General features: G+C 43.4%; 17 protein-coding genes. 8 read left to right on the forward strand and 9 right to left on the reverse strand.

Annotated features, from left to right (window positions below; genetic code table 11):
* Positions 1–95: 95 nt before the first annotated feature.
* Positions 96–380: a hypothetical protein gene (locus tag A3774_RS05530; RefSeq protein WP_067864388.1), complete on the forward strand. Its 285-nt coding sequence runs from the start codon at positions 96–98 to the stop codon at positions 378–380.
* A gap of 123 nt (positions 381–503) precedes the next feature.
* Here A3774_RS05530 and A3774_RS05535 read toward each other — a convergent pair whose 3' ends face one another.
* From A3774_RS05535 to A3774_RS05560, 6 genes are all read right to left on the reverse strand, one after another.
* Positions 504–968 carry a copper chaperone PCu(A)C gene (locus A3774_RS05535; protein WP_067864391.1) on the reverse strand — a complete coding sequence of 155 codons (465 nt, stop codon included), beginning with the start codon at positions 966–968 and terminating at the stop codon, positions 504–506.
* A gap of 12 nt (positions 969–980) precedes the next feature.
* Positions 981–1,571, reverse strand: coding sequence for an SCO family protein (locus tag A3774_RS05540; RefSeq protein ID WP_082792360.1), 591 nt, complete (start codon positions 1,569–1,571; stop codon positions 981–983).
* Between the two features lie 37 nt (positions 1,572–1,608).
* Entirely contained in the window at positions 1,609–2,094 is a 486-nt protein-coding gene (locus A3774_RS16585) for a hypothetical protein (protein ID WP_067864396.1), read from the reverse strand.
* 92 nt (positions 2,095–2,186) lie between these two features.
* Positions 2,187–3,233, reverse strand: a complete 1,047-nt coding sequence (locus tag A3774_RS05550; protein ID WP_067864400.1) for a CobW family GTP-binding protein — start codon at positions 3,231–3,233, stop codon at positions 2,187–2,189.
* On the reverse strand, positions 3,226–4,116 hold the full coding sequence (locus A3774_RS05555; protein ID WP_067864403.1) for a DMT family transporter: 891 nt from the start codon (positions 4,114–4,116) through the stop codon (positions 3,226–3,228). Before A3774_RS05555 ends, A3774_RS05550 begins: the two co-directional genes overlap by 8 nt.
* An 868-nt stretch (positions 4,117–4,984) precedes the next feature.
* Positions 4,985–6,616, reverse strand: coding sequence for a methyl-accepting chemotaxis protein (locus tag A3774_RS05560; protein WP_067864406.1), 1,632 nt, complete (start codon positions 6,614–6,616; stop codon positions 4,985–4,987).
* 573 nt (positions 6,617–7,189) lie between these two features.
* Between A3774_RS05560 and A3774_RS05565 the strand changes: the two genes are divergently transcribed.
* Positions 7,190–7,483, forward strand: coding sequence for a hypothetical protein (locus A3774_RS05565; protein WP_156473662.1), 294 nt, complete (start codon positions 7,190–7,192; stop codon positions 7,481–7,483).
* Positions 7,484–7,583: 100 nt separating this feature from the next.
* Here the strand turns inward: A3774_RS05565 and A3774_RS05570 are convergent, their stop codons facing one another.
* A complete protein-coding gene (locus A3774_RS05570) occupies positions 7,584–8,264 on the reverse strand; it encodes a DUF1826 domain-containing protein (RefSeq protein ID WP_067864412.1) in 681 nt (226 codons plus the stop codon).
* Between the two features lie 561 nt (positions 8,265–8,825).
* Between A3774_RS05570 and A3774_RS05575 the strand changes: the two genes are divergently transcribed.
* The 5 genes from A3774_RS05575 (at position 8,826) to A3774_RS05595 (ending at position 18,209) form a co-directional block, all read left to right on the forward strand.
* Positions 8,826–9,839, forward strand: coding sequence for an HlyD family secretion protein (locus A3774_RS05575; RefSeq protein WP_197468013.1), 1,014 nt, complete (start codon positions 8,826–8,828; stop codon positions 9,837–9,839).
* A gap of 12 nt (positions 9,840–9,851) precedes the next feature.
* Complete coding sequence (gene rbbA, locus A3774_RS05580; protein WP_067864418.1) at positions 9,852–12,629, forward strand: ribosome-associated ATPase/putative transporter RbbA; 2,778 nt, start codon at positions 9,852–9,854, stop codon at positions 12,627–12,629.
* 2 nt (positions 12,630–12,631) lie between these two features.
* Positions 12,632–13,756, forward strand: coding sequence for an ABC transporter permease (locus A3774_RS05585; protein WP_067864421.1), 1,125 nt, complete (start codon positions 12,632–12,634; stop codon positions 13,754–13,756).
* Between the two features lie 161 nt (positions 13,757–13,917).
* On the forward strand, positions 13,918–15,807 hold the full coding sequence (locus A3774_RS05590) for a PHA/PHB synthase family protein (protein WP_082792361.1): 1,890 nt from the start codon (positions 13,918–13,920) through the stop codon (positions 15,805–15,807).
* A gap of 11 nt (positions 15,808–15,818) precedes the next feature.
* The gene (locus A3774_RS05595; protein ID WP_075107911.1) at positions 15,819–18,209 is read left to right on the forward strand and encodes a plasma-membrane proton-efflux P-type ATPase; all 2,391 of its coding nucleotides are present in this window, start codon (positions 15,819–15,821) and stop codon (positions 18,207–18,209) included.
* 96 nt (positions 18,210–18,305) lie between these two features.
* Here A3774_RS05595 and ahpF read toward each other — a convergent pair whose 3' ends face one another.
* The gene (ahpF, locus tag A3774_RS05600; protein ID WP_067864425.1) at positions 18,306–19,868 is read right to left on the reverse strand and encodes an alkyl hydroperoxide reductase subunit F; all 1,563 of its coding nucleotides are present in this window, start codon (positions 19,866–19,868) and stop codon (positions 18,306–18,308) included.
* Between the two features lie 141 nt (positions 19,869–20,009).
* Entirely contained in the window at positions 20,010–20,567 is a 558-nt protein-coding gene (ahpC, locus tag A3774_RS05605) for an alkyl hydroperoxide reductase subunit C (RefSeq protein ID WP_067864428.1), read from the reverse strand.
* A gap of 727 nt (positions 20,568–21,294) precedes the next feature.
* Between ahpC and A3774_RS05610 the strand changes: the two genes are divergently transcribed.
* On the forward strand, positions 21,295–24,303 hold the full coding sequence (locus A3774_RS05610) for an RNA-directed DNA polymerase (RefSeq protein WP_067864431.1): 3,009 nt from the start codon (positions 21,295–21,297) through the stop codon (positions 24,301–24,303).
* Positions 24,304–24,426: the final 123 nt, after the last annotated feature.

The following is a 24,426-nucleotide window of genomic DNA, read 5'->3' on the forward strand; positions in this document are numbered from 1 at the left end:
CAGCTCAAGCCACCGTTAATATTAATACTTTAATTGGTAATGGTGTTGTCGAAGATGATTTTTCTGCGTACGCACAAAGTAAATTGGCGCTTACAATGCGGTCTAAGGCATTAGCTCAGAAGGCAGATAGCCCAGTAGTTATCGCTGTTAATCTAGGTTCAATGCTGGGTAGTAAAATGGTTAAAGATAACTTTGGCGTTGAGGGTGGAGACGTTGCTATAGGCGCACATATTTTGATGCGTTTAGCTCTTGATGATGAGTTTGAAAGCAAATCGGGTGGGTATTTCGATAATAATCTAGGGTATTTTTCTACTCCTCATCTGGATGCATTAGAGGTCAATAAGTCTGAAGAGATCGTTAATGGGATAAAAAAGTTTTAAGGCTTTAACGTCAAGTAGGGCCCAATTTATATAGAGTACCAATAAAAAAGTCCTGAAGGTTCAGGACTTTTTTATTGACCGCCGGTTATCACTAATGGCGGTTTTTTTATTGGTACTATCTATTTAATGGTGGTGTTTATGTTCTGTCATACCGGCCATTATTTTTTGCACAGGAAGCATTAGCTGTTGATTACTACCGTCAGAAAACGTTAGCGTCATATCAATCTCTGTTCCTTCAACTAAATCCTGCTTTAGACCAATTAGCATGACATGATAGCCGCCCGGTTGTAGGCTGACTTTACCTTCAGCAGGTAACTTTATTTGATCAACTTGGCGCATTTTCATTATGCCGTCCTCGTTGATATGGTTATGCAGTTCAACTGTTTCAGCAACACTGGAGCTTGCAGAAAGCAAAGAAACAGCTTTCGAGTCGGTATTGTGTATTACCATAAACGACGCGCTATTTACTTGCCCTGGAGGGACGGCACGGGCATAAGGGTTTTCAATAGTTACATCGGCAGATGCATGGATTGCCGTTAACCCTAAAGTGCCGATGATGCATGCACGACTTATCAATGTCTTAATCATTTCCGATTCCTTTTACAATAAATTACGAATTTCGGTAGCAAGTTCTTTAGGTGGTAGTGCATGTGGAAGTGCTTTAGCAAGCTCTCCTTCACGATTAATTAGGTAGAGTTTGGATGAATGGTCTACAGCGTATCCCATTGCAGACTCTTCCAGATCTACCATGCGATAAAATGCACCATATTGCTTAACCACTTGATCAATGGTGGCTCTATCTGCAGTCGCACCGATAAAATTAGGATGAAAGAAAGCAGTGTATTTCGCTAGTTTTTCAAGGCTGTCCCGTTCAGGGTCCACACTCATAAATATGCCTACGACCTCTTTTTGTTCCTCATCAGATAGATTATGTAATCCTTGGGATGCAACTGCGAGAGCGGTTGGGCAGATATCAGGACAAGAGGCGTAGCCTATAAAAAACAGTACGACTTTGCCACGATAGTCTTCAAGTTTGAGTGGGCCTTGTACGCTTTCAAGGGCGAAGTCTCCCCCTAGTTGCTCACCCAGCGCGATTCTATTTTCGATCGGCTGAGGACGAAAATAGAAAGCAATGGCAACACCCGCTAACATAACGGCGGTTAAAAGAAGAAGATTACGCAGTGTTTTCACAATAAATTACCTGTACTGAATATCATTTGAGCTTGTGTTATTTAGCATCGAAGAAAAAATCGGCCTGGGTTCGCTCTCCCTTATGCTCTGTAACAACAGAGGTAATCCATGTCATCGTACCTGTAGTACAAACCCCAAGGGTGACTTCTCCGCGCCAAAGATCCTGTTCCCCAGCAACTTTTTTAAGCATAACTTGGTTGAGGCCCATAAACATATCTCGACCTTTTAAATCCAGCATCACTTGATCGGCGGCAATATCTTGAAGCTTTACTTCAAACTCCAGAGGTTTAGCTGAGCTAATGGTCGGGGTGTTAATTTTTAGACGAATTGCTCCAGTGCTGTCGCTGGCTTTACAGAATGTTTGGGTTAGTTCGCACCCGGGAGTTGATTGCAAAATACGCGTTTGTGGGGGTGTATTATGCATCAACTGTGGTAGATATATTACAGAACCTAAACCAAAGATGGCTGCAACGATGATCATCACTTGAAGGAGATGGGGGCTTTTATCTTTGGTTTGCTTCATTCTATAGCTATCCCGAGTGCCGTTTTATTTTACTGGTTAAATAGTGAGTAAGAGAAGTGACAAATTGTCGCATAAAGGGTTCAAGCATACTGCTAAGAAGTATAGAGGCAAGCTAATAGGTTTTTTTGGATGTCTTCTTTTGCTAATGCTTGGGTAGTGATTATCTCTAGTCGGGAGTCTCGACGGTAAGCAATAGGTGAAAATGTTGCCTCATCGATCACTTGATTATAAAGCACCCAGCCTTCGTCGGTATGGAAAACCCCCTTTATACGCTGTATTTTCAGTAAACTCTTGAAGATGCTTTTAAGGGAATCTAGCTTAAAAACATCCTCGCTATTAAAAACCCATCCACAACTATAGAGTCCATTACTTTGTCCCTCTTTAACGAAGGGCATAGCGGGTTTAGGTATTAGCTGTAGCTGAACTGTAGGTAAAGAGACTTTACTAGACGTACTCGGTGTAGCTAAATTGGAAGCTGATATTTCAGCGTCCGAATGAGCATCAGGGAAAAGAGCCTGACGTCCTCCTTTACCGATAAGATCAAGCAGATTAAGAGACACCTCACCATTAATGCTTTTTATCACTGCTTGTTTTGGTGGAAAGAGCATAGTGGATTGCTGCTCAGCAAACGAGATTTGTGCCTCAGTGGCTAAGTCAGTTTTGTTTAAGATAATAACATCAGCTAAATTAATTTGATCTTGGAACGTAGGATTACTCACCGTCTCTTGATTATCTAAACTACGTGGATCTAATAAACAGATGACTGAACGAAGATCCAAAATATCGCGAAAATTTTCATTTTGTAGGGTATCTATAATTCCCGCGGGATGACCTATACCTGTAGGTTCGATGATCAAGCGGTCCGGTTTAGAGCGACGAAGTAGTATAGCGAGTGTTGAGGTTAATGTAGGCCCTAGTGCACAGCAGATACACCCACCGGCAAGTTCTTTAATTGCGACACCATCAGATGGTGTTTCCATAACCGCTTGATCAATACCGATCTGCCCAAACTCATTAACTAATATTGCCCATGTTTCATCTTTAGGCTTTTGCGATAAAAGTGCATTGATGGCGGTGGTTTTCCCTACCCCAAGGAAGCCCGTAATTATGTTCGTAGGTATATTTTCTAACTTAGGCATAAGATTTGTCTCTTTTATATATTAAGGGTAGTTGTGAAAACAGCATACCGATGAGCATGAAGCTGCAGCCAAGGATACCGAGGAGAGAGAAGCTTTCGTCGAGGAGAAACCATCCACCCACTGCAGCAACGACAGCTTCTAAACTCATAATGACGGCGGCATGGGCTGGCGGTGCGTTTTTCTGCGCCACGATCTGTAAGGTATAGGCGATACCAACGGATATAAAGCCTGCATAAGCGATAGGCAGCCAAGAGTTAATTGCATTGTTAAGGGTAAATTGTTCACTTTCTAGTATCAGTGCTGTGAATCCGCTCAGGGCTGCACAGACTAAAAACTGTAGAATGGCGAGACGTAAGTTGTCCACTTTAGGTGCCAGCTTGGCAATTAATAGGACATGGGTTGCCCAGCAAACTGCGCCACATATTTCTAAAATATCACCCCTATTTATCGCTGTTAATTGGTGAAAGCTTAAGAGGTAAAGTCCAATTACGGCAATGCCACCACCTAGCCATGTGTTAATGGTTGTGCTTTGTCCAATCCACAATCCCAATAAAGGCACAAAAATAATATATAGGCCGGTTATAAAGCCAGCATTGCCTGCGGTCGTATAGGCTAGGCCCGCTTGTTGAAACGACGCACCGAGAAAGAGTACGCCGCCCGCTGCTAGAGCGCTTATTAATAATTGTCTATTGCTGTGATCGGATGGTGCTTTGAAAAAAAACAATAAAGGAAGGAGGGAGAGGGCACCTAGTAGAAAGCGTAGCGCATTGAAGCTAAAGGGACCAAGTAACTCAAGGCCTAAGCGTTGTGCAACAAAAGCTAACCCCCAAATTATGGCGACAAGTAGTAAAAGTAAATCGGCTTGTATTTTTTGTGTTTGCATTAATTTAGCGGCACTCTATTAAAGCCCAAGGTTATATGTGTCTTTAAATATTTTGCTGTGTGTTGCGTATAGTAGATATGCGGATTATGCCTAATTACACAGTTAAAGAAGAGAGTTTTATTTTTTGTAAATAGTGTTGCAAATCATTCTCAGTTGCAATATTATCGTACTCGCTCATAAGTGATAGGCAGTGGACGACCTCACCTCACAACGCTGCCGAAACTTGCTGAATTAACATATGCTCACATGTTGGTTCAGCGAACATTGATTCTCCCCCTCGATAATCAATGTATTAAACTGAATGCTCACCTATTCAGTTTAAACCAGATAAGCCGGACCTTTTGGTCCGGCTTTTTTTATATTTAAGCTGCTTACAAATAAAGATTAAATTATTTTAAAATTTACTGTTAATAGTGTTGCAAATCATTCTCATTCGTATATTATCTATATCAACACGTCAGACGGCAGGCTCCCCTCACAAGTTGTGCCGTCATGCTTTAGAAATATCGCATTTCGTGTGTGTAGTCCTATAGGTGCTGAGTTCAGGCCTCAGCGCCTATAGGGGTCGGAGAATCGATTTGGATGCTCCAAGCACAGGCTCTTGTCATTAAAGCAAAATTGCTTAACCGGAACCCCAAGGGGCTCCGGTTTTTTTTTATTCAAAAATTTAAGATTCAAATTTTAAAAATAATTATCCTCCTATAAAGGGATAAATTAATTTCATCTCTATGGGAGTCGTAATTTACTTGTCTAGTCAGGGGTTATGACTAGAGCGCTAGGTGGGAGAGTTGCTGTTGGCTTGAGCGCTAAAGCTCATAGGAATTAGGTCGGGGGAGTGATGCTCCCCCAGCGTTTTGCATTAAAATCTTTAGCTTACGTTAAACCGTTTCATTTTGTTAAACAGGTCTTCAGCCATATTTTTAAAGCTGGTGGCAATTCCCAAAGAATTTTGCGAAAGCTCTTTCGCCGTCACATTTTGATCATTTAAGTGCGTTAAGTTTTGGTTGATCTCATCAGTCACTTGGCTTTGCTGCTCCGTTGCTGTGGCAATTTGGATCGCCATATCATTGACTTGATTCGCGGATACGCCAATGGCATTTAATATTTCTTGTGTGCTCTCTACCAATTTAACGGATGTAGATACTTGCGACGAGCCGTCTCTGATCGATAAAACCGCTTCGTTTACTCCCGATTGAAGTTTCTCAATCATTGATTGAATCTCTTCAGTTGATGCTTGGGTTTTACTGGCTAGGGATCTGACTTCATCTGATACAACAGCAAATCCGCGTCCGTGATCGCCTGCGCGGGCAGCTTCAATTGCGGCGTTTAATGCAAGAAGGTTGGTTTGATCTGCTATGCCCCTGATCACATCGAGTACTGAAGCAATACTTTCTGATTCCAAGGCAAGTTTAGCAATCACTTGTTCTGCGTTTGATACGGAGAGTGAAAGGTTGTTAATTTGAAGGACAGAGTCATTAATAATATTGCGGCCATTGCTACTGATATCCACAGTTTTAGCTGATTCGGATGAAGTTTGCTGTGCATGTTCAGCTACTTCGCTTATGGCTGTATTAAACTCAAATACGGCAGAGGCAATCATCTCTACACCTTGGCTTTGTTTGCTAACAATCGTCATGCTGTTATTAGCTGAGTCATGTAGCGTTTGAGCGTCGGCATTCATTTGTGATGCCCGTTGACGAATATCGGTTATTAATGTTTCTAAATTGGCGACAAAGTCATCAAATGCGTAGGCTAATTCGCCTAACTCATCTTTTCTCTGTGAATTGATTCTCAGCGTTAAGTCACCATTACCTTGGCTAATCTCTTTAATGCTACGGGTTAATTGTGTAATGCTGTTTACTAATAATTTAGGAGTGAAATAGGTTAGCGCTGCAGCAATAGCGAGTACAATAAAGATGAATATACCTAGACTGAGACTGACCTTTTCGATTTTTTGGGTAAGATGCTCACGTTTATTGCGCGATTTTGCGTCAAGGGCTTCACCTGCTAAATTGTATAATCCTCTTAAGTCCGCAAAAGCTGGAACTGTCTGCTGGTCGCTCCAAGTTTCAGCTTCATCTATACGTCCATTATCAACTAAGGTAAAAGTTCGTTCTGCTTTAGTTTTCCAGCTATTGAAGGCCGAGTCAAAGGCGTCCAGCTGCTGCATAATGTCAGGATATTCCTTCATTAGCGCCCTGTATTGATTCATGCGTTCAAAGGCTTGGTCTGCGTTTTCATTGAAGTCTTTTTTTACTGAGCTGTCTCTTTTACCTAGTAGGTAGTTTAATTCGGCTTCTTTGGCCTGATACAGATCTCTATCTGCATTAAGTACGGCTGAAATGGCGGGTAAGTAATTTGTTCCAAATCGATTAACTCCATCTTTGAGTTCATCGGTTAGTAATTTGGCAGAAAAAGAGATTAATAATATAGCTAAAGTTAGTATCACCATCGCTGCTGATAACTTGAACCTAATACTATGGAATATGTTTTTTTTCATTATTATTTTTTTCCTAAATAAACGGTTACCCTTCAATATAAGTTATAAAAACTAAAAATGGAATTTGTTGATTAGGGTTTTTCTTATAGGGCTTTCAATAGCTCGATAAAATTATCTGATCAGCGGTAAGCTGATGTGATGATGAGAAAATGGGTCTTTTAAAATCTTAAATTTTACTGATAAATAAGTTGATTAGAGAAGCCTAAGTTCTCTCTTACTCGCCCTGTATGCATAACCCCGTTTTTGGTTAAAAAACTTCATTACCCCTCATTCTGTTTCTTCGTTATTTGTGTCAATTATTGCTTTTGATTGGCATAAGAAAGCGCACCAAAAAGTTGTCTCATACCAACAAAGACAGTCATTGCGCAACATTGCCTATCTTTCTCATATATAGCTATTAGGTTGTGAAAATAACTAACTCCTTGTTTTTGTTAGTTTAATTTTTTTGGCCCGAAAAAATGCTCTGATCTAAATCAATATGAATTTACTGGAGCCGTAGTATGGGCGCATCTATATCACTCGATTTCATCACACATAAGTTCAGTGCTTCAGCGGAACCTACGCTGAAAGATATTGAAACTTGCTTATCCTGAGGGTACCCAATTGATGATGTGTCATGACTATCCTCCTGCTACACGCGCTCATCAATCGGTAACAACCGTTGCAGAACAGCGTAAACACAATATCCATATACACGATAAGGTGGATGAAAACGCATTTATCAGTGCGCGTAACCGCCGTGACAAAACTTTAGACTCGCCCCAGCTTTTGTTCCCCTCTGTACAAGTAAATACTCGAACAGGGGAGTTTCCAAAAGCGGAAAGTAATGGTTTACAGTATTTGAAAATCCCACTGAATTTTTTGTAAGGGTTTGATGTTAAATATTTTTTAAAGTGAATGGGCGGTTATCATTTCCGCCCAGAATCATGCCACTGCTGTTCACCTAGAAACAGATAGGCCGTTTTATTCAGGCAAAATCCAGTGTCAGCACAACACGCTTCTCACCTTGTTTCACCGCTGGAGATCGATGTACTGCACCTAAACCCTCATTGCCATACCACCCTTCGCCTTTTAGCAGAACAATATCACCTTTGTTTACTTGCTGAATGTCGGCCATCTGAGAGTATAAACCTGAGACATCATCGCTTAAGCCCATATTACCCGGCCCAAGTTTACTACGATCTACATCGTCATTGCTGAGCCATTCGGTTCCTGGCCCTTGATAAGTGCTCACCAGTCGACAACCTAACTTATCTATATGGAAGCGGGGGCACATAGCGCGATCTAACACTTGTAATCGTAGGCCTATCTCATCAAGCTCGAATAAACAGCTATACATCTCTACTAACAAAACGAGATCGTCTAAAAATACGGATTGTCCTACCAAATCAGGTAATGAGGATTTTAGCGATGCTAGCGCCGTTTTATGGTTGATCACAGAGCGGAGATTAAAATGTGGTTTGTTATTAACTAGTTCTTGGCAATAGAGCGCGATCTCATCAGGTAGTGAGCGTTGTACAATAACTAGATTGACCTGTTCTTCGTAGATTGATGTCATCGCTTCAGGAGAGTCTCCTGTTACATAGTTATTTTCATGCTGGTAATGCTCTAAATAAGTATTACTGTCTACTGACTCTGTGGCACCCACTGCGATCACCTGTCCTAATGAAATTAATCATTATAATATAACATAATGATTAATTTTGAGTCCCCCGCAATAGAAAATTATCTGCATATCACTGTTACCAATGTTGTGTTTATACCTTATGACGGTTTGAGTCTTATATTTCAGTATGCTAATTTAATGTTAACTATCCGCTTTGGATTAGAGGGGTAATTACATAAGTTTATGTGACTAGATTTATGCGACCTCGTTATACAAGTGCTAATGCGTTACTTGCTCGAATAGCCCCCTCTGAATTTTTGTGATGCCGTTCCTGTTCTATACCTAGATGATTGACATCAAGGAAATTTCAGCCGGTTTGTTCGATACTACTTTAGGATTAAGTTAACTTTTTGTTTAAACGACATGTGAAGTCACCGTACATATAGGTCTGATTGTTGGCAGATCTACGTGCCTCTCCCTGATGATCAAATATGCCGAGATGGAACATAGTGTTGTTAATAACAGGACTAGTGCTGTTTGTAATAACTAGGTACAACGATTTAATAATGATTTGTTGACGAATTTTGGATAATGGAGAAAGACGTGAAGCGAGTAATAATTGTTGTGGTTTTAATACTTGCCACTGTAGGCGGCTGGCTCCTATGGCAGAACCTTCAAGCACCTGAACTGCCGGAAGGTCTCGCTTCGGGGAATGGACGTATTGAAGCGGTACAGATTGATATATCAACAAAAATCGCTGGGCGTGTAGAGACGATCTCTGCGAAAGAGGGCGACCTTGTTGAGAAAGGGCAAGTCGTTGCAACGATTGATACTGCTCAACTGCATGCTCAATTGTTACGTGCAGAGGCGGTCATTGCGAGTGCCGAAAGCCAAGTAGCAGCGGCAGAGGCATCTATTGCACAAGCTAAGGCTAAGCTTATTCTTGCCGAACAGGAACTGAGTCGCGCGCGGGAACTGGTGAAAAAAGGTCATACCAGTAAAGAGTCTTATGACACCCGTGTAAGTGAGGTCGCTGTTGCTAAGGCAAATCTGAATGCAGCTAATGCCACATTGGTATCGCAGGAACGTAATGTTGATGCGGCACGGGCAGATGCACAGGGAATCCAGACACAGATTGATGATGCCGTCTTAGTCGCGCCAAGTTTAGGACGAGTATTGTATCGCCTTGCGGAACCCGGTGAAGTATTAGGCAGTGGCGGTAAAGTGTTAACACTAGTGAATCTTGCTGATGTTTATATGGAGACCTTTCTGCCCTCATCTCAGGCCCATCGTGTTTCTATCGGTGCTGAGGCGCGGGTGAAGCTAGATATTCTTGATGTAGCGATTCCAGCAACGGTTAGCTTTGTTTCCCCCGAATCCCAATTTACACCAAAAGAGGTGGAGACAGCGAGTGAGCGAGAAAAGCTCATGTTTCGTGTCAAAGTGCGCGTGCCTGAAACTCTAGTACAGGCGTATATAGACCGTGTAAAAACAGGGGTGCGAGGTGTAGCTTATATTCAGCTTGCTCCACTACCGGGCGAAGCGCTACCTGAGTGGCCAGCATTCCTCCAGAAGCTTCCAGCAAAAATTAATCCAGATAACATTAGTAACCACTAGCGGGTGCCAACCATGGCTGAACAGGATCGTCCGATCGCTCGTATTCAGGGTGTTACACATAGCTACAAAAAGGTCCATGCCGTTGATGATATAACGCTGGATATTCCTTCTGGTTTAATGGTTGGTTTATTGGGTCCCGACGGTGTTGGTAAGTCGACTTTGATGGGGCTGATCTCTGGCGCGCGTAAATTGCAAAAGGGGCATCTTGAGGTGCTGGGCGGTGATATGACTTCGGTCGATCATCGAAAAACTGTTGGCCCTGGGATTGCCTATATGCCCCAAGGGCTAGGTAAAAACCTGTATGCAGAATTAAGTGTTGAAGAGAATCTCGACTTCTTCGGTAAGCTTTTTGGCCAAAGCACAAGTGAGCGTAAAACACGCATTGAGCGATTAACTAAAGCAACGGGGCTACATCCCTTCCTCTCCCGACCTGCAGGTAAGCTGTCAGGGGGGATGAAACAGAAATTGGGTCTTTGCTGCTCGCTGATTCATGATCCTGATCTGCTAATATTAGATGAGCCTACCACGGGCGTAGACCCCCTATCTCGGCGTCAGTTTTGGGCACTGATCGCAACCATTCGTAAAGAACGTCCTAATATGAGTGTACTGGTTTCCACCGCCTATATGGATGAGGCAGAGGGTTTTGATTGGCTGGTGGCTATGGATGCCGGTCAAGTACTTGATACAGGTACGCCAGAGAGTTTAAAAGAGAAAACCGGCGCTGAGGATTTGGAAGCGGCGTTTGTGCGGTTGTTGCCTGAAAGTAAACGTGGTGACATGAGTGAATTGGTTATTCCACCTTTAGAAGAAAAGGGTGGGGAGCCCGCGATTGTCGCTAAAAATTTGACCCGCCGTTTTGGGGATTTTACCGCGGTTGATAATGTTAGCTTTGAGATACAAGCGGGTGAGATTTTTGGTTTTCTTGGCTCAAACGGTTGCGGTAAAACAACGACGATGAAAATGTTAACAGGATTGTTGCCAGTTTCAGAAGGCGAGGCCTATCTGTTTGGTCATTCTGTTAATGCGGATGATCTGGAAACCCGCAAACGTGTTGGTTTTATGACTCAGGCATTCTCCCTTTACGGTGAATTGAGTGTCGAGCAAAACCTAAAATTACATGCCCGCTTATTCCATTTAACACCGGAGAAAACCGCTGAGCGTATTAATACCCTTGTTGAACGTTTTAGTTTGCGTGAGCATCTGGGTGTATTGGCATCATCCTTACCTTTAGGTATTCGTCAGCGCCTTTCTTTAGCGGTTGCAGTTATCCATGAGCCGGAGATGCTGATTCTTGATGAGCCTACATCGGGTGTAGATCCTATTGCGCGAGATGGGTTTTGGGAGTTGTTGGTTGAGCTCTCACGGAAAGACAAAGTAACAATTTTTATCTCCACCCATTTTATGAACGAAGCGCTGCGCTGTGATCGTATATCACTTATGCATGCAGGACGGGTACTGGTTTATGATGAGCCCAAGCACTTGGTTGAGGCAAAAGGAGCTGCTTCGTTAGAGGAGGCCTTTATTGGTTACCTTGAAGACGCGATCGGTGATAAGAGTGATGAAGCGAATAATGATAGTGCTATTCCAGCCACCTCACTAGCTGAAACCGCTGTAGGGTTGAGCGATGTTGAGCTCCCTCAGTCGTCAGAGACAAAAAAACAAGGGTTTAGTCTAAACAGGCTGCTTGCATATAGCTATCGCGAAATTATGGAGGTGATGCGAGATCCAGTGCGTATGGCGTTTGCCTTTCTTGGTAGCTCTCTGTTGTTGATTGTTATCGCATATGGCATCTCATTGGATGTTGAAGATTTAACTTATGCTGCACTCGATAATGATAAAACCCCCGAAAGTCGTGAATATCTGAGTAACTTTGAAGGCTCGCGTTATTTTAGTGAACAACCGGCGTTAACCAGTAAAGAGGAGCTTGAACGGCGGTTGAAGTCCAATGATATTACCTTAGCTATAGAGATCCCACCGGGCTTCGGTCGCGACCTTAAAAAAGGAGAAACACCGAGTGTTTCAGCGTGGATCGATGGCGCTAATACCACTCGAGCAGGCACTATTGCCGGTTATGTCAGCGGTGCACATATTCATTATCTGACCCAATTAGCGACGAATGCAGGTGTTGATGCAAGTGCGGTCTCAAAAGTCACGCTTGAGCCACGCTATCGTTATAACCCTTCGTTCGAGACCATCTACTCTATGGGGCCGAAGACTCCAGCTATGTTGCTATTACTGTTTCCAGCGATTTTGATGGCGGTAAGTATGGCAAGGGAGAAGGAGATCGGTACTATCACCAACTTTTATGTCACACCAACAAGCCGATTTGAATTCTTGCTTGGTAAGCAATTGCCCTATATTGCGATTGGTATAGTCAACTTTATTATTTTGACCTTGCTGGTGGTGTTTCTGCTGGATGTGCCTCTGAAGGGGAGTCTATTAGGTTTATCATTAGGAGCACTGTTCTATATTTTTGCTGCGACTAGCTTTGGTTTATTGATCTCAACTGTTACAAAATCTCAAGTGGCGGCGGTTTTTGCTACGGCTATTCTCTCCATTATGCCGACAATTAATTTCTCTGGTTTAGTTCAACCGACCTCTACTATGGAGGGGGGCGGACATCTAATCGGTCTATTGTGGCCCGCAACCTATTATATGCATCTGAGTGTAGCCGCGTTTACTAAAGGATTAAGTTTCTCTGAATTGATGGGGGATATTCTTCTACTTGCTGTGTTTGGGCCGATTTTAGTCATTATTGCGGCTACATTTTTGAAAAAGCAGGAGGCCTGAAGATGAAAACTTGGATCAATATCTTCTGGCTTGGTATTAAAGAGCTGCGTAGCGTTTTTAGTGATCTAGTGATGGTCATACTGATCATCTATTCGTTTAGTTTAGCAATCTATTCGCAAGCTACAGCGACCAGTGAATCAGTTAATAATGCCTCTATTGCGATTGTTGATGAAGATCATTCGACACTTTCGCGTGCTATTGCAAACGCCCTTTATCCGCCTTATTTTAAAACGCCCGAACTTATCTCGCCTGCTGAGATTGATGCGTCTATGGATCTGGATCGGTTTATGTTTGTTGTCCAAATCCCGCCACAATTTGAGGAAGATGTACGCCGAGGCCGCCAGCCTAGTGTTCAGATCGATATTGATGCCACGGCGGTGACTCAAGCCAGTTTAGGTAACAGTTATATTCAAAATATTGTTGTTGATGAGGTTAATCACTTTATCAACCGTTCTGATGAAACAACAGTTTATCCCGTGACGTTAGTCCAGCGCCGCGCTTTTAATCCCAATGGTACAGGCATGTGGTTTGGCGCGATTAATGCGCTGATTAATCAGATATCTATGATTACCATTATACTCACCGGGGCCGCACTGTTGCGTGAGCGTGAACATGGCACTATCGAGCACCTATTGGTAATGCCGCTAAGCTCGTTTCAGATCGTGATGTCTAAGGTTTTAGCTAATGGACTCATTATTCTTGTTGCCTTTTCTCTGTCTATGCTCATCGTTGTAGAAACTATTCTGGATGTACCGATTAGTGGATCCCGTTTTCTGCTGGTGGGAGGGACAACTATTTATCTATTTGCTGCTGCCGCTATAGGCATTTTCTTAGGCACTATAGCGCGTACTATGGCGCAGTTTGCGTTGTTGATGATTATGGTGATCATACCTATAACTATGCTTTCCGGTGGTCTAACGCCAATTGAGAGTCAGCCTGAAATTATCCAGCCGGTGACTTGGTTCTTACCTTCCCGTCACTATATGTCATTTGCTCAGGCAGTGATCTTCCGTGGCGCTGATATCACAATTATTTGGCCCCAACTGCTGATTATGATAGGTCTAGGTAGTATCTTTTTTAGTGCTAGTCTTGGGTTATTTAGACGTTCCATCGCTGTTAGTCGTTAATCTGCAACAGATTGAATGATGCGATGCACAATAAACTTCTCTAAAATTGGATAAGAAACAGCTATAAAATTAATCTCGCTCAATGTCGCGCTGCAGCATTTTGACTATACTCTTAACATATAGAGAGCAGAATGTTCCATAAGATATAAGAGGGATTGAAGATGGAATCGCACGGGTTAGAGCAGTCTGGTAGTAATCAGACCGATCAGGCAGGTGAAGTTAAGGCAAAAGAGCAAGGGGAGGCAAGTACAGCTTGTCATGCTAGCTTTGCTCATAAAGACCCTACAGATTATTTTACTCAACTGTTGGGTAAAGATTCATACTATCCACTTTCTTTTCAAGAGACGCTGGATAAGAGTGTTAACGCATCTATAGCGCGTTTTACGGGGGGGCTTTCTCCGAGCGGCTTATCCGCGGCTTATACTGACTGGGCGGCTCATCTTGTTACAGCACCGGGCAAGCAGATTCAACTGTTTGAAAAAGCGCTTAAAAAAGCCATACGTCTGGCAAATTATGCAGGTTTTTGTGCGCCGGGCGTTAATCCTGAAGCGGCATCTCCTTGTCCCTGTATCGATCCATTACCTCAAGACAAAAGGTTTAGTGGAGAGGCGTGGCAGAAATGGCCCTACAATCTCTTTTACCAATCTTTTTTGTTAAACCAGCAATGGTGGTACAACGCAACAACGGGTGTGCGAGGGGTTACTCCGCAGCATGAAAATGTGGTTGAGTTCGCAACGCGACAAATCTTAGATCTTTTCTCTCCCTCCAACTACCTGTTGACCAATCCTGAATTGCTGGAACAAACACAAAAAGAGGGCGGGCAGAACTTACAGCGGGGAATGCAAAACTTCCTAGATGACCTACAGCGCATGCTTAATGATCAAAAACCCGCGGGCACAGAAGGGTTTCAAGTCGGCAAAAATCTCGGGATCACGCCGGGCAAGGTGGTTTATCGTAATCGCTTAATAGAATTGATTCAGTATGATGCAGTGACTGAAAAAGTTCATCCTGAGCCTATTTTTATCGTCCCAGCATGGATCATGAAGTATTACATTCTTGATCTTTCACCAGGGAATTCCCTCGTTAAGTATCTGACAGAACAGGGCTTCACTGTATTTATGGTGTCTTGGAAAAATCCAGACCATGATGATCGTGATCTCGGTATGGATGATTATCGTACCCTCGGTATTATGAATGCATTAGCGCATATAGATAAGATTACAGGAGGCCAACCTGTTCATGGGGTAGGTTACTGTCTCGGGGGAACATTACTTTCTATTGCCGCTGCAGCGATGGCACGTGATGGTGATGAACGGTTTAAAAGTCTTTCTTTATTTGCCGCCCAAACGGATTTTACCGAAGCGGGTGAATTGATGCTGTTTATCAATGAGAGCCAGGTTACCTTTTTAGAAGATATGATGTGGGAGCAAGGCTACTTAGATACTAAACAGATGGCTGGAGCTTTCCAACTACTGCGTTCCAACGATCTGATCTGGTCACGTATGGTGCATGATTACCTAATGGGTAAACGGGCTAAGATGAATGATCTAATGGCGTGGAACAGTGATGCTACTCGTATGCCTTACCAGATGCATTCCCAGTATCTTCGTCAACTTTTCTTAAATAATGCACTGGCTGAAGGCCGATATATTGTCGATAGCCGGCCAATTGCAGTTTCTGATATTAGAGTCCCTATTTTTGCAGTCGGCACTGAACGAGATCATGTGGCTCCTTGGCGTTCGGTTTATAAACTTCACCTTCTTGCTGATACCGATGTGACTTTCCTATTGACCAGTGGAGGGCACAATGCCGGTATTGTTTCTGAGCCGGGTCACCCCCGTCGCCGTTATCGCATAGCAACACGTAAACATGCCGATCGTTATCAAGATCCTGATACATGGTTTGCTGAGCATGAAACACAAGATGGATCTTGGTGGCCTGAATTAGCCGATTGGTTGAAGGAACGCTCTGGTGATTTAATTGAGCCCTCCTTTAATGCGGAAATAAAGCCGATTTGTGATGCACCGGGTACTTATGTTTTGCAAGATTAAGGGGATGAATCATGCTTAATGATCTGCATACTGCTTCTGAATCCGATCAAGTTAATAGTGGGCTCACATCTAAGGAAGCCGAGCTGCGGTTAACTGAGCAGGGCGCTAACGAAATCATCGAACAGAAAGAGAGCGCGTTACGGAAAATCCTCTCCTATTTCTGGGGGCCTATCCCTTGGATGATTGAAGCGGCGGCTGTACTCTCTGCACTGGCTCAGGACTGGCCTGACTTTTTGATTATTCTAACTATGTTAGCTGTGAACGCCGGGGTCGCCTTTTGGCAGGAGCGTAAAGCGGATAATGCAGTTGAACTCTTAAAGAAAAAACTCGCTACTTCAGCGCGGGTACTGCGTGATGGCAGTTGGCATGATCTTCCTGCGCGTGAGCTTGTTCCGGGTGATCTTATCCACCTAAAGCTGGGTGATGTGGTGCCCGCTGATGTTGAGTTGTTGAAAGGCGCAGGCCTTTCCATTGATCAGTCCGCTTTGACGGGTGAATCACTACCCGTCGAAAAAAATGCTAAGGATGTGGCTTATTCTGGTTCCATTGTACGCCTTGGTGAGATGACCGCTGTCGTAACAGCGACAGGAATGCGAACCTATTTTGGTAAAACGGCTGCATTGGTCGAGCAGGCAGGCGCACCGTCACATTTTCAGCAGGCAGTATTAAAAATTAGTAACGCCTTAATCGTGGCGACATTAGTATTGGTTGCCGTGATTCTTACCTACGGTTGGTTCCGGGGTGATCCTCTGCTTGAAACCCTACAATTTTCGCTTATCTTAACGATCGCTGCGATTCCCGTGGCACTGCCCGCTGTGTTGTCGGTTACTTTAGCCGTTGGTGCAATGACATTAAGTCGCTTAGGCTCCATTGTCTCCCATTTAGCTGCGATCGAAGAGCTGGCGGGGATTGATGTGCTCTGCTCAGATAAAACGGGAACTTTGACCCAAAACCGATTAGTGGTGGGAACGCCGGCGTTGGTCGAAGCAAAAGAGACGGAACAGGTGTTATTCGCCGCCGCACTAGCCTGTGAGCCAGAGAGTAATGATCCGATCGATAGCTCTATTCTTAGTGCTCTAGACCATGCCGAAAATTTAGGTAAGGCTAAGGTTGATCTCTTCACGCCGTTCAATCCCGTGAGCAAAATTGCTGAGGTAGAGGTAACGCTGGAGAGTGAAAAACGTTATATAGCTAAAGGGGCTCCACAATCTATCTTAGCTTGGGCACAGGCATCGGACGAGACGCAAGCCGCGGTAGAAAAGCAGATTGACACATTGGCAGCGGATGGTTATCGCGCTCTGGCGGTAGCTGAACGTATAGGTGATCAGCCAGCGCAAGTGCTAGGTTTGTTACCCCTTTATGATCCACCCCGTGAAGATAGTGCGACTACAATTTCTGCACTTAGGAGGTTAGGTGTAGCGGTTAAAATGGTCACAGGTGATCATATTGCTATCGCTCGACAGATTGCTGGAAAGTTAGGTATAGGTAGTAATTTCATCACCGCTGACAAGGCATTTTCTAAAGAGCATAAAATGACGGCAAGCGAGATCCTTGAGCGTGATGGTTATGCTCAGGTTTTTCCTGAACATAAATTCGAGATAGTGCAAACCTTACAGTCCAGCGATCACTTAGTGGGCATGACCGGCGACGGCGTAAACGACGCCCCAGCACTACGTCAAGCGGATGTAGGGATTGCGGTCAGCGGTGCAACGGATGCAGCACGGGCCGCAGCTGACTTAGTATTAACTGAGCCGGGTTTAGGCGTGATTCGCAGTGCAGTTGAGGAGGCGAGACGCATTTTTGAGCGCATGACCGCCTACGCTATTTTTCGTATCAGTGAAACGGTTCGCGTTTTACTGTTTATGACGCTCTCCATTCTTGTTTTCGATTTTTATCCAGTGACGGCAGCGATGATTGTATTGCTGGCGCTACTCAATGATTTCCCGATCATGATGATCGCTTATGATAACGCTAAGCCTGCGCCGCATCCTGTGCGCTGGGATATGCATAGAGTCCTGGTTCTTTCGAGTGTTCTCGGTATCTTGGGGGTTATCTCTAGTTTTGGTCTGTTCTGGATTGCTGAATCAATTTGGGAGTTACCACGTCCGACCATTCAAACATTGATCTTTCTTAAATTACTGGTTGCAGGGCATCTGACCATTTACTTGACCCGTAATAATGGTCATTTTTGGGATCGTCCATTTCCGAGCCTTAAACTCTTTATCACAACAGAGTTGACTCAAGTGGTTGGAACATTCGCCGCTGTTTACGGATGGTTTGTTGAGCCTATTGGTTGGTCGATGGCGCTAACGGTTTGGGGCTATGCGCTGGCTTGGTTTCTTATTAATAATATGGTTAAACGCTTAGTGCTACGTAATATTATAAATACTAATCAAGCTTAAATTAGGTGATAAATTTTTACGTTAAGTCGCGTTACACAGATAAAAACCACCGTAGCGATACGGTGGTTTTTTTATGGATTTAGCTAAGGGCGTTAATTAGTTGCGAATCAGGTAATCAAACGCGCCGAGAGCTGCGGTTGCACCCGCGCCCATGGAGATAATGATCTGCTTAAACGGCACTGTTGTAACATCACCTGCAGCAAAAACACCGGGTAAGCTTGTTTGACCGCGGCTATCAATCACGATCTCACCTCGATCACTTAATTCAAGGGTGTTCTTCAAAAAGTCGCTGTTAGGTACTAAACCAATTTGGACGAAGATACCGGCAACATCAACTACATGACTTTGATCGGTTTTGCGGTCTTTATAGCTTAGACCTATTACTTTGTTACCATCACCAAGCACCTCAGTGGTCATCGCATCTTTAATGATAGTAATGTTTGGCAACGATTCCGCTTTTTGAACTAATACCGCATCGGCACGCAAGGTATCGGCGAACTCCAGCACGGTTACATGCTCAACAATACCAGCAAGATCTATAGCCGCTTCGATGCCGGAGTTACCCCCACCAATCACGGCAACAGGCTTACCTTTAAAGAGCGGACCATCACAGTGAGGGCAGAAGGCGACCCCTTTAGTTTTGTACTGCTCTTCGCCTGGTACGTTCATTTCGCGCCAGCGTGCGCCGGTCGCTAAAATGACCGATTTAGCGGTGAGAACAGCACCGTTTTCTAGCGTCACTTGTTTGATCTGTTTGCCATCTTCACCGACAATATCGAGAACCTCCACCGCCCGTTGGTTGGTCATTACGTCTATATCGTATTCTTTAACGTGCTCTTCTAATCCGGCTACGAGTCGAGGGCCGTCGGTGGCTTTAACCGATATGAAGTTTTCGATAGCCATGGTATCCATCACCTGACCACCAAAGCGGTCAGCAACAATACCGGTGCGAATACCTTTACGCGCAGTATAAATAGCGGCTGATGCCCCCGCAGGGCCACCCCCGACGACTAATACATCAAAAGGTGCTTTGGCGTTTAGTTCGGCGGCTTGTTTTTCCTCAGCACTATCATCAACCTTATTCAGAATTTCTTCTAAGGTCATGCGGCCATTACCGAAAGGTTCGCCGTTTAGTAGAAGAGTCGGTACTGCCATAATGCCTTGTTCTTCCACTTCTTTAGGGAAGACACCGCCATCAATCATGGTGGCGGTGATATTCGGATTGAGAACCGCCATCAGGTTAATCGCCTGAACCACATCTGGACAGTTATGGCATGACAGCGAGATATATACCTCAAAATTTAACGTCTTAGATAGACTTTTCGCCTGTGCCTGTAGCCCAGCCTCTTCCTTACTTGGGTAACCACCCGCTTGTAGTAAAGCTAAGACCAATGAGGTGAACTCATGACCCATAGGTACACCAGCAAAGGTTACGCGTGCTGTTTCACCTTGCGGACCCACCGCCATACGTGGCACACGGCCTGTATCATCGGTTTTAATGGTCAAGGTTATCTTGTCTGAAATCTCTGCAATTTCTCGTGCGAGTGTTTCCAGCTCTTTAGATTTTGGTGTTTCGTTGGTAGACACCGTCAACTCAATCGGATTATCGATCTTCTGAAGGTAGGTGCCCAGTTGTTGTTTCATGTTGCTATCTAACATAAATCACCGTCCGGATTGAATTGAGTTAAAAATATGTGAGTGTGGAGTTCCCACCATCAACAGGCTTGTTCACGTCGATGGTGGGTGTCTCTCTTTGGTTATGGCAGGCCTTAGGTAAAGGCGCCCATTACCGGTATCGGATTAGATTTTGCCGACTAGATCAAGAGAAGGAGCCAATGTTGCTTCACCTTCTTTCCATTTAGCTGGGCATACTTCACCAGGGTGAGCTGCAACATACTGAGCCGCTTTAATTTTGCGCATCAGATCATCTGCATCACGACCAATACCTTCCGCAGTAATCTCCATCGCCTGAATTACACCTTCTGGATCGATTAAGAAAGTTGCACGGTCAGCTAGGCCTTGGCCTTCACGCAGTACACCGAAGTTGCTAGTAATCGTGGCTGTTTGATCGCCTACCATGTAGTAGTTAATAGTGCCGATAGCATCAGACGTGTCGTGCCATGCTTTGTGGCAGAAGTGTGTATCAGTAGAGACAGAAAACACTTCAACACCCATTTTCTGAAGCTCTTCATATTTGCTAGCAAGATCTTCTAGCTCAGTTGGACATACAAATGTGAAGTCCGCTGGGTAGAAAAAGAAAACAGCCCATTTACCGATAACATCCGCTTCAGTGATCTCGACGAATTCACCTTGTTTAAAGGCAGTTGCTGAGAAAGGCTTGATAGTTGTATTAATCATTGTGGTAACTCCAGTCGTTAAATATGTGGGCAAGCTATCTGCTTGGGAACGAGATCTATGATGCATGACTGGATGGAATAGATTAAATTGATTGTTTTTAATGAGACAATAGTAATAATCTATCAATTGATTTAAAGGCGTAATTAAGTGAAGTGTTAATGCTTATTAGGCAACGCGCAAATGTGTAGAAAGGTTTGGCAGGAAGGTAGAAAGAACTAGATCTACCGTCAATCAGTAACTGATTGATACATAGGATTTAATCCTTTCTTTTTGCTTCAGATATTACAGGCCCAGCTTCTCTGCCACGTAATCAGCGTATATAACTATCTGAAATTAGGGGGTATTTAGGATTTAAGAAAAATAGTGCAATATACTTGAGAATATCACACGATCTTGACCAGTTGACCAGTTGACCAGTTGACCAGTTGACCAGTTGACCAGCGGTTTGCAGGCCTCGTCTTTTTTGTTTTTATTCATTTGCCACAAGTGCGGTTGATCATCTTGGAGCCTTTGTGTCCGAGTTGCTGTGTAATCCTCCACATGTTTTAGCCTTCTGTTAACATATAGCTGGCAAAACTGTGCTTAGCTTGGCAGATGTTCCGTTTTGGGTTTAATGCCTGTCGAATTCATTTGATGATTATTTGATACCCATTGTTGAAATTAATTTTCAACTAAAGCTAATAGATTAAATTTATAGAATTTATAATACGTAGACTATGGATAGGAAATGAGTAAAAAAGGATTTTCCAAAAATTTTATTAAGGTTGAAGATCTATATCTCGCTTACCGGAAAGCTAAGGCAGAAGCATTTTTTGACAACATGCACCCAAGTGCCCTTGCTTTTACAGAGTATGAGAAACACCTAGAGCGAAATCTAGACAAACTATTTCACCGGTTAACTACACCTGATGCAAATTGGTTTTCAGACAGTAGCTTTATTGGTGGCTATATTTACATTCCTAAGTCTCTAGATTTAAGCAGTTGGGAGAACAAAAGTGACAACATCTACTACAGAGCTATTAACCCTCTAGATGACTGGGAACAAAAGTTTCAAGCTAGCGGTCGTCAAAAAGTAGATGCAAAATATCGTTTGCTCATTACAGGAACAGTTGATTATCAGATCATTTCTGCACTTTGGATTCTAAAGATAGGCCATTGGTTCGAGTTTATGTTGAACAACGATTGGTCTTACGGGAACAGGCTGCGTAGAAATAACCCAAATTCCAGTTTGCGGTTGTTTCAAAATGGGAATGGTCAACTCAATATGGAGTGCTCTGGCCTGTTTAGTCCTTACTTTTCTGGTTATCAATCCTGGAGAGAAAACGGACTGAAAACGATGCGAGAGGCGGTCAAAGAAGGGAAGTCCATCAATGCAATTACCATGGACTTAGCCAGCTTTTACCATAATGTTGGACCTAAATTCATTCTTAGGGAGGGGTTTCTAAATGAAATAGGCATCAGACCTAATGAAGACGAGAAACTATTTACTGAACAGCTTATCAAATCTATAGACACGTGGTACCAATCCACTCCTGACTATAAAAAACGGCCTGAAGGCGCGTTGCCAGTTGGCTTGTCTGCTTCAAAAATTCTATCAAACATACTTCTATATCAGTTTGATAAAGAGATTCTGAATAGTCTGGACCCTCTCTACTACGGACGTTATGTTGATGATATTTTTCTGGTAACCGAAGCTACATGCGAAACAAATAATGGCCAACAGATCTTAGATTGGATTGCCGCATCAGTAGATTGTCTTGAGCTGGTAGAAATGGGGACTATCAATGTTAATTTACCCTATGCGAATGACAGTAATTTGGTTTTTACAGGTGACAAGCAAAAGATTTTCAGCTTATCGACGGAGCACGGTTTAGATTTTATAGACCAGATTTCAGATCAAATAAGAGCACAATCTAGTGAACATCGTCTTCTTCCTGAAGTGCCGGGAACGGCGACGGAGATGGCTTCAAAAGCTCTGCTAGCTACACCCAGTGCATCACTCAGTGCTGATGCCTTAAGGAAAGCCGATGTTGTTTCTATACGTAGGTTAGGCTTCTCATTATTACTTAGAGATATCGATAGCTATGCCCAGGACCTACGCCCACAGGTCTGGTCTGATCTTCGGCATGAGTTTTATGGCCTTGTTCATCGTCATTTACTTAACCCTCAAGGAATCTTTGAGTTCACAAATTATTACCCTCGAATATTTGGGCTAATGATTCGTTGTGGTGATTTTGATGATGCAACGCAATTTGTAGAGGAGGTAGTTAACTGTTTTAGTGTTTTAGCCGTTACTACCTCTGATGGTACAAGCGGAGAAATTAAGAGATTTTCATGCCAGTCTTATTTTGTAAAAGTGCTACTCCAAGCAGGATTGCAAGCATCGACGGCAAAAGGTTATAAGTTATTTACCCCGCTAGGAAGAGTGCTCAGGAAGTTATTTACCTTTGATGCAACGTATAAGGTCCCATCTAAAGCTCCATCTTTGGTCAAAATGGGAGAAGCTCTTTTGTTAGCTGACTGGGGGAGTAGACCCTATAAGGATTATTGGTATTACTCTCAAGAAGAACATATAAATGGTCCAAAAATTCCCGGACGTCGAGCGATTCGAAAAACAATTAGGTTAGCTGCTGCTAGGAAATTCCAGAAATTTGCACAACTAAAGCAACCTCATTGGTTGGCTTTGGCATTTCCTACACGTCCCTTATCAATTCAGGAAATGCTAATCATCGCCCCTAAACTCTTAGAAGATCAATCTCTTTTTGGACAGTCAGTTTTGGGTTTAAGAGGTGCAAAAGTAAGCGACCAGTCTAGTATTGGAGTTCAGCTTCAAAATAGTATCGAGCCTAATATAAGAAAGCATTTAAATGTCCCACGTAACCAACAACAGAAAAAAGTTAAGGTTGCACTGACTAGTTTAGAAACAACTCAAAAGCAGTGGTCAAGTGTAGTGGCTGGAAATCCTGATCGTTCACTTAATCGCTATCAAAGAATATTTGGTCTTGTTAATTTAATTCTGAAAGAAAAAGAAAAGCCAGATTATGTTGTTTTTCCGGAGTGTAGCATACCGCGGCGCTGGGCGTTCAGTATGGCCCAGAAATTAGCAAGGAATGGTATTTCTCTTATTTGTGGGCTGGAATATTATGCTGAAAAGAAGGGAAGCAAGAAACTTCTCCGTAACGACTGCTTTATCTCAATGTCTACTCCGTGGCCTGGGTATGCGAGCAGCATAATCTATATGCAGCCCAAGTTGTCCCCTTCGCATGGGGAACAAGAAAACCTTAAGAAAAAAGGCCGGAGGCAGTGGTTACCAGAGGAGGGGGTTAAAGGGCTCCCTATTTATAATCACGGGGGCTATTATTTTGGAATTCTAATTTGCAGTGATATGACTAACATAGAGTGCCGTGCACACTTCCAGGGAAAGGTGGATAGCCTTTTCGTCCTTGAATGGAATCCTGACATCACTACGTTCAGCTTTTTGGTAGAGAGTGCTGCACAAGATCTGCATACTTTTATCATACAAGTGAACAATCGAATTAGAGCTCCCTACAAAGAAGACTACGAAAGGGATTCTGTTCGTATAAAGGGCGGTTTGACCGATTTCTATGTGATTGGTGATATCGATTTCATGGCGCTGAGGGAATTCCAACGTTCAAGAAAGAAATATGCAAAGCCAAAGTTTAAGCCTCTTCCAATAGGTTTTGAGATGTCTGTGCAAAGAAAAAAAAACCAGTAAAACCATGTTCAACCTTATAATGAAATTATATAAGGCTTATTTGGTAAATAGTGAATGGAATCGGTTTGCTCTAGACAAAACTTAGATTTAATTCGGGGTTTTATCGAGGTCGATACGAAAAAT

This window comes from Neptuniibacter marinus (genome assembly GCF_001597725.1).
Lineage (GTDB): Bacteria > Pseudomonadota > Gammaproteobacteria > Pseudomonadales > Balneatricaceae > Neptuniibacter > Neptuniibacter marinus.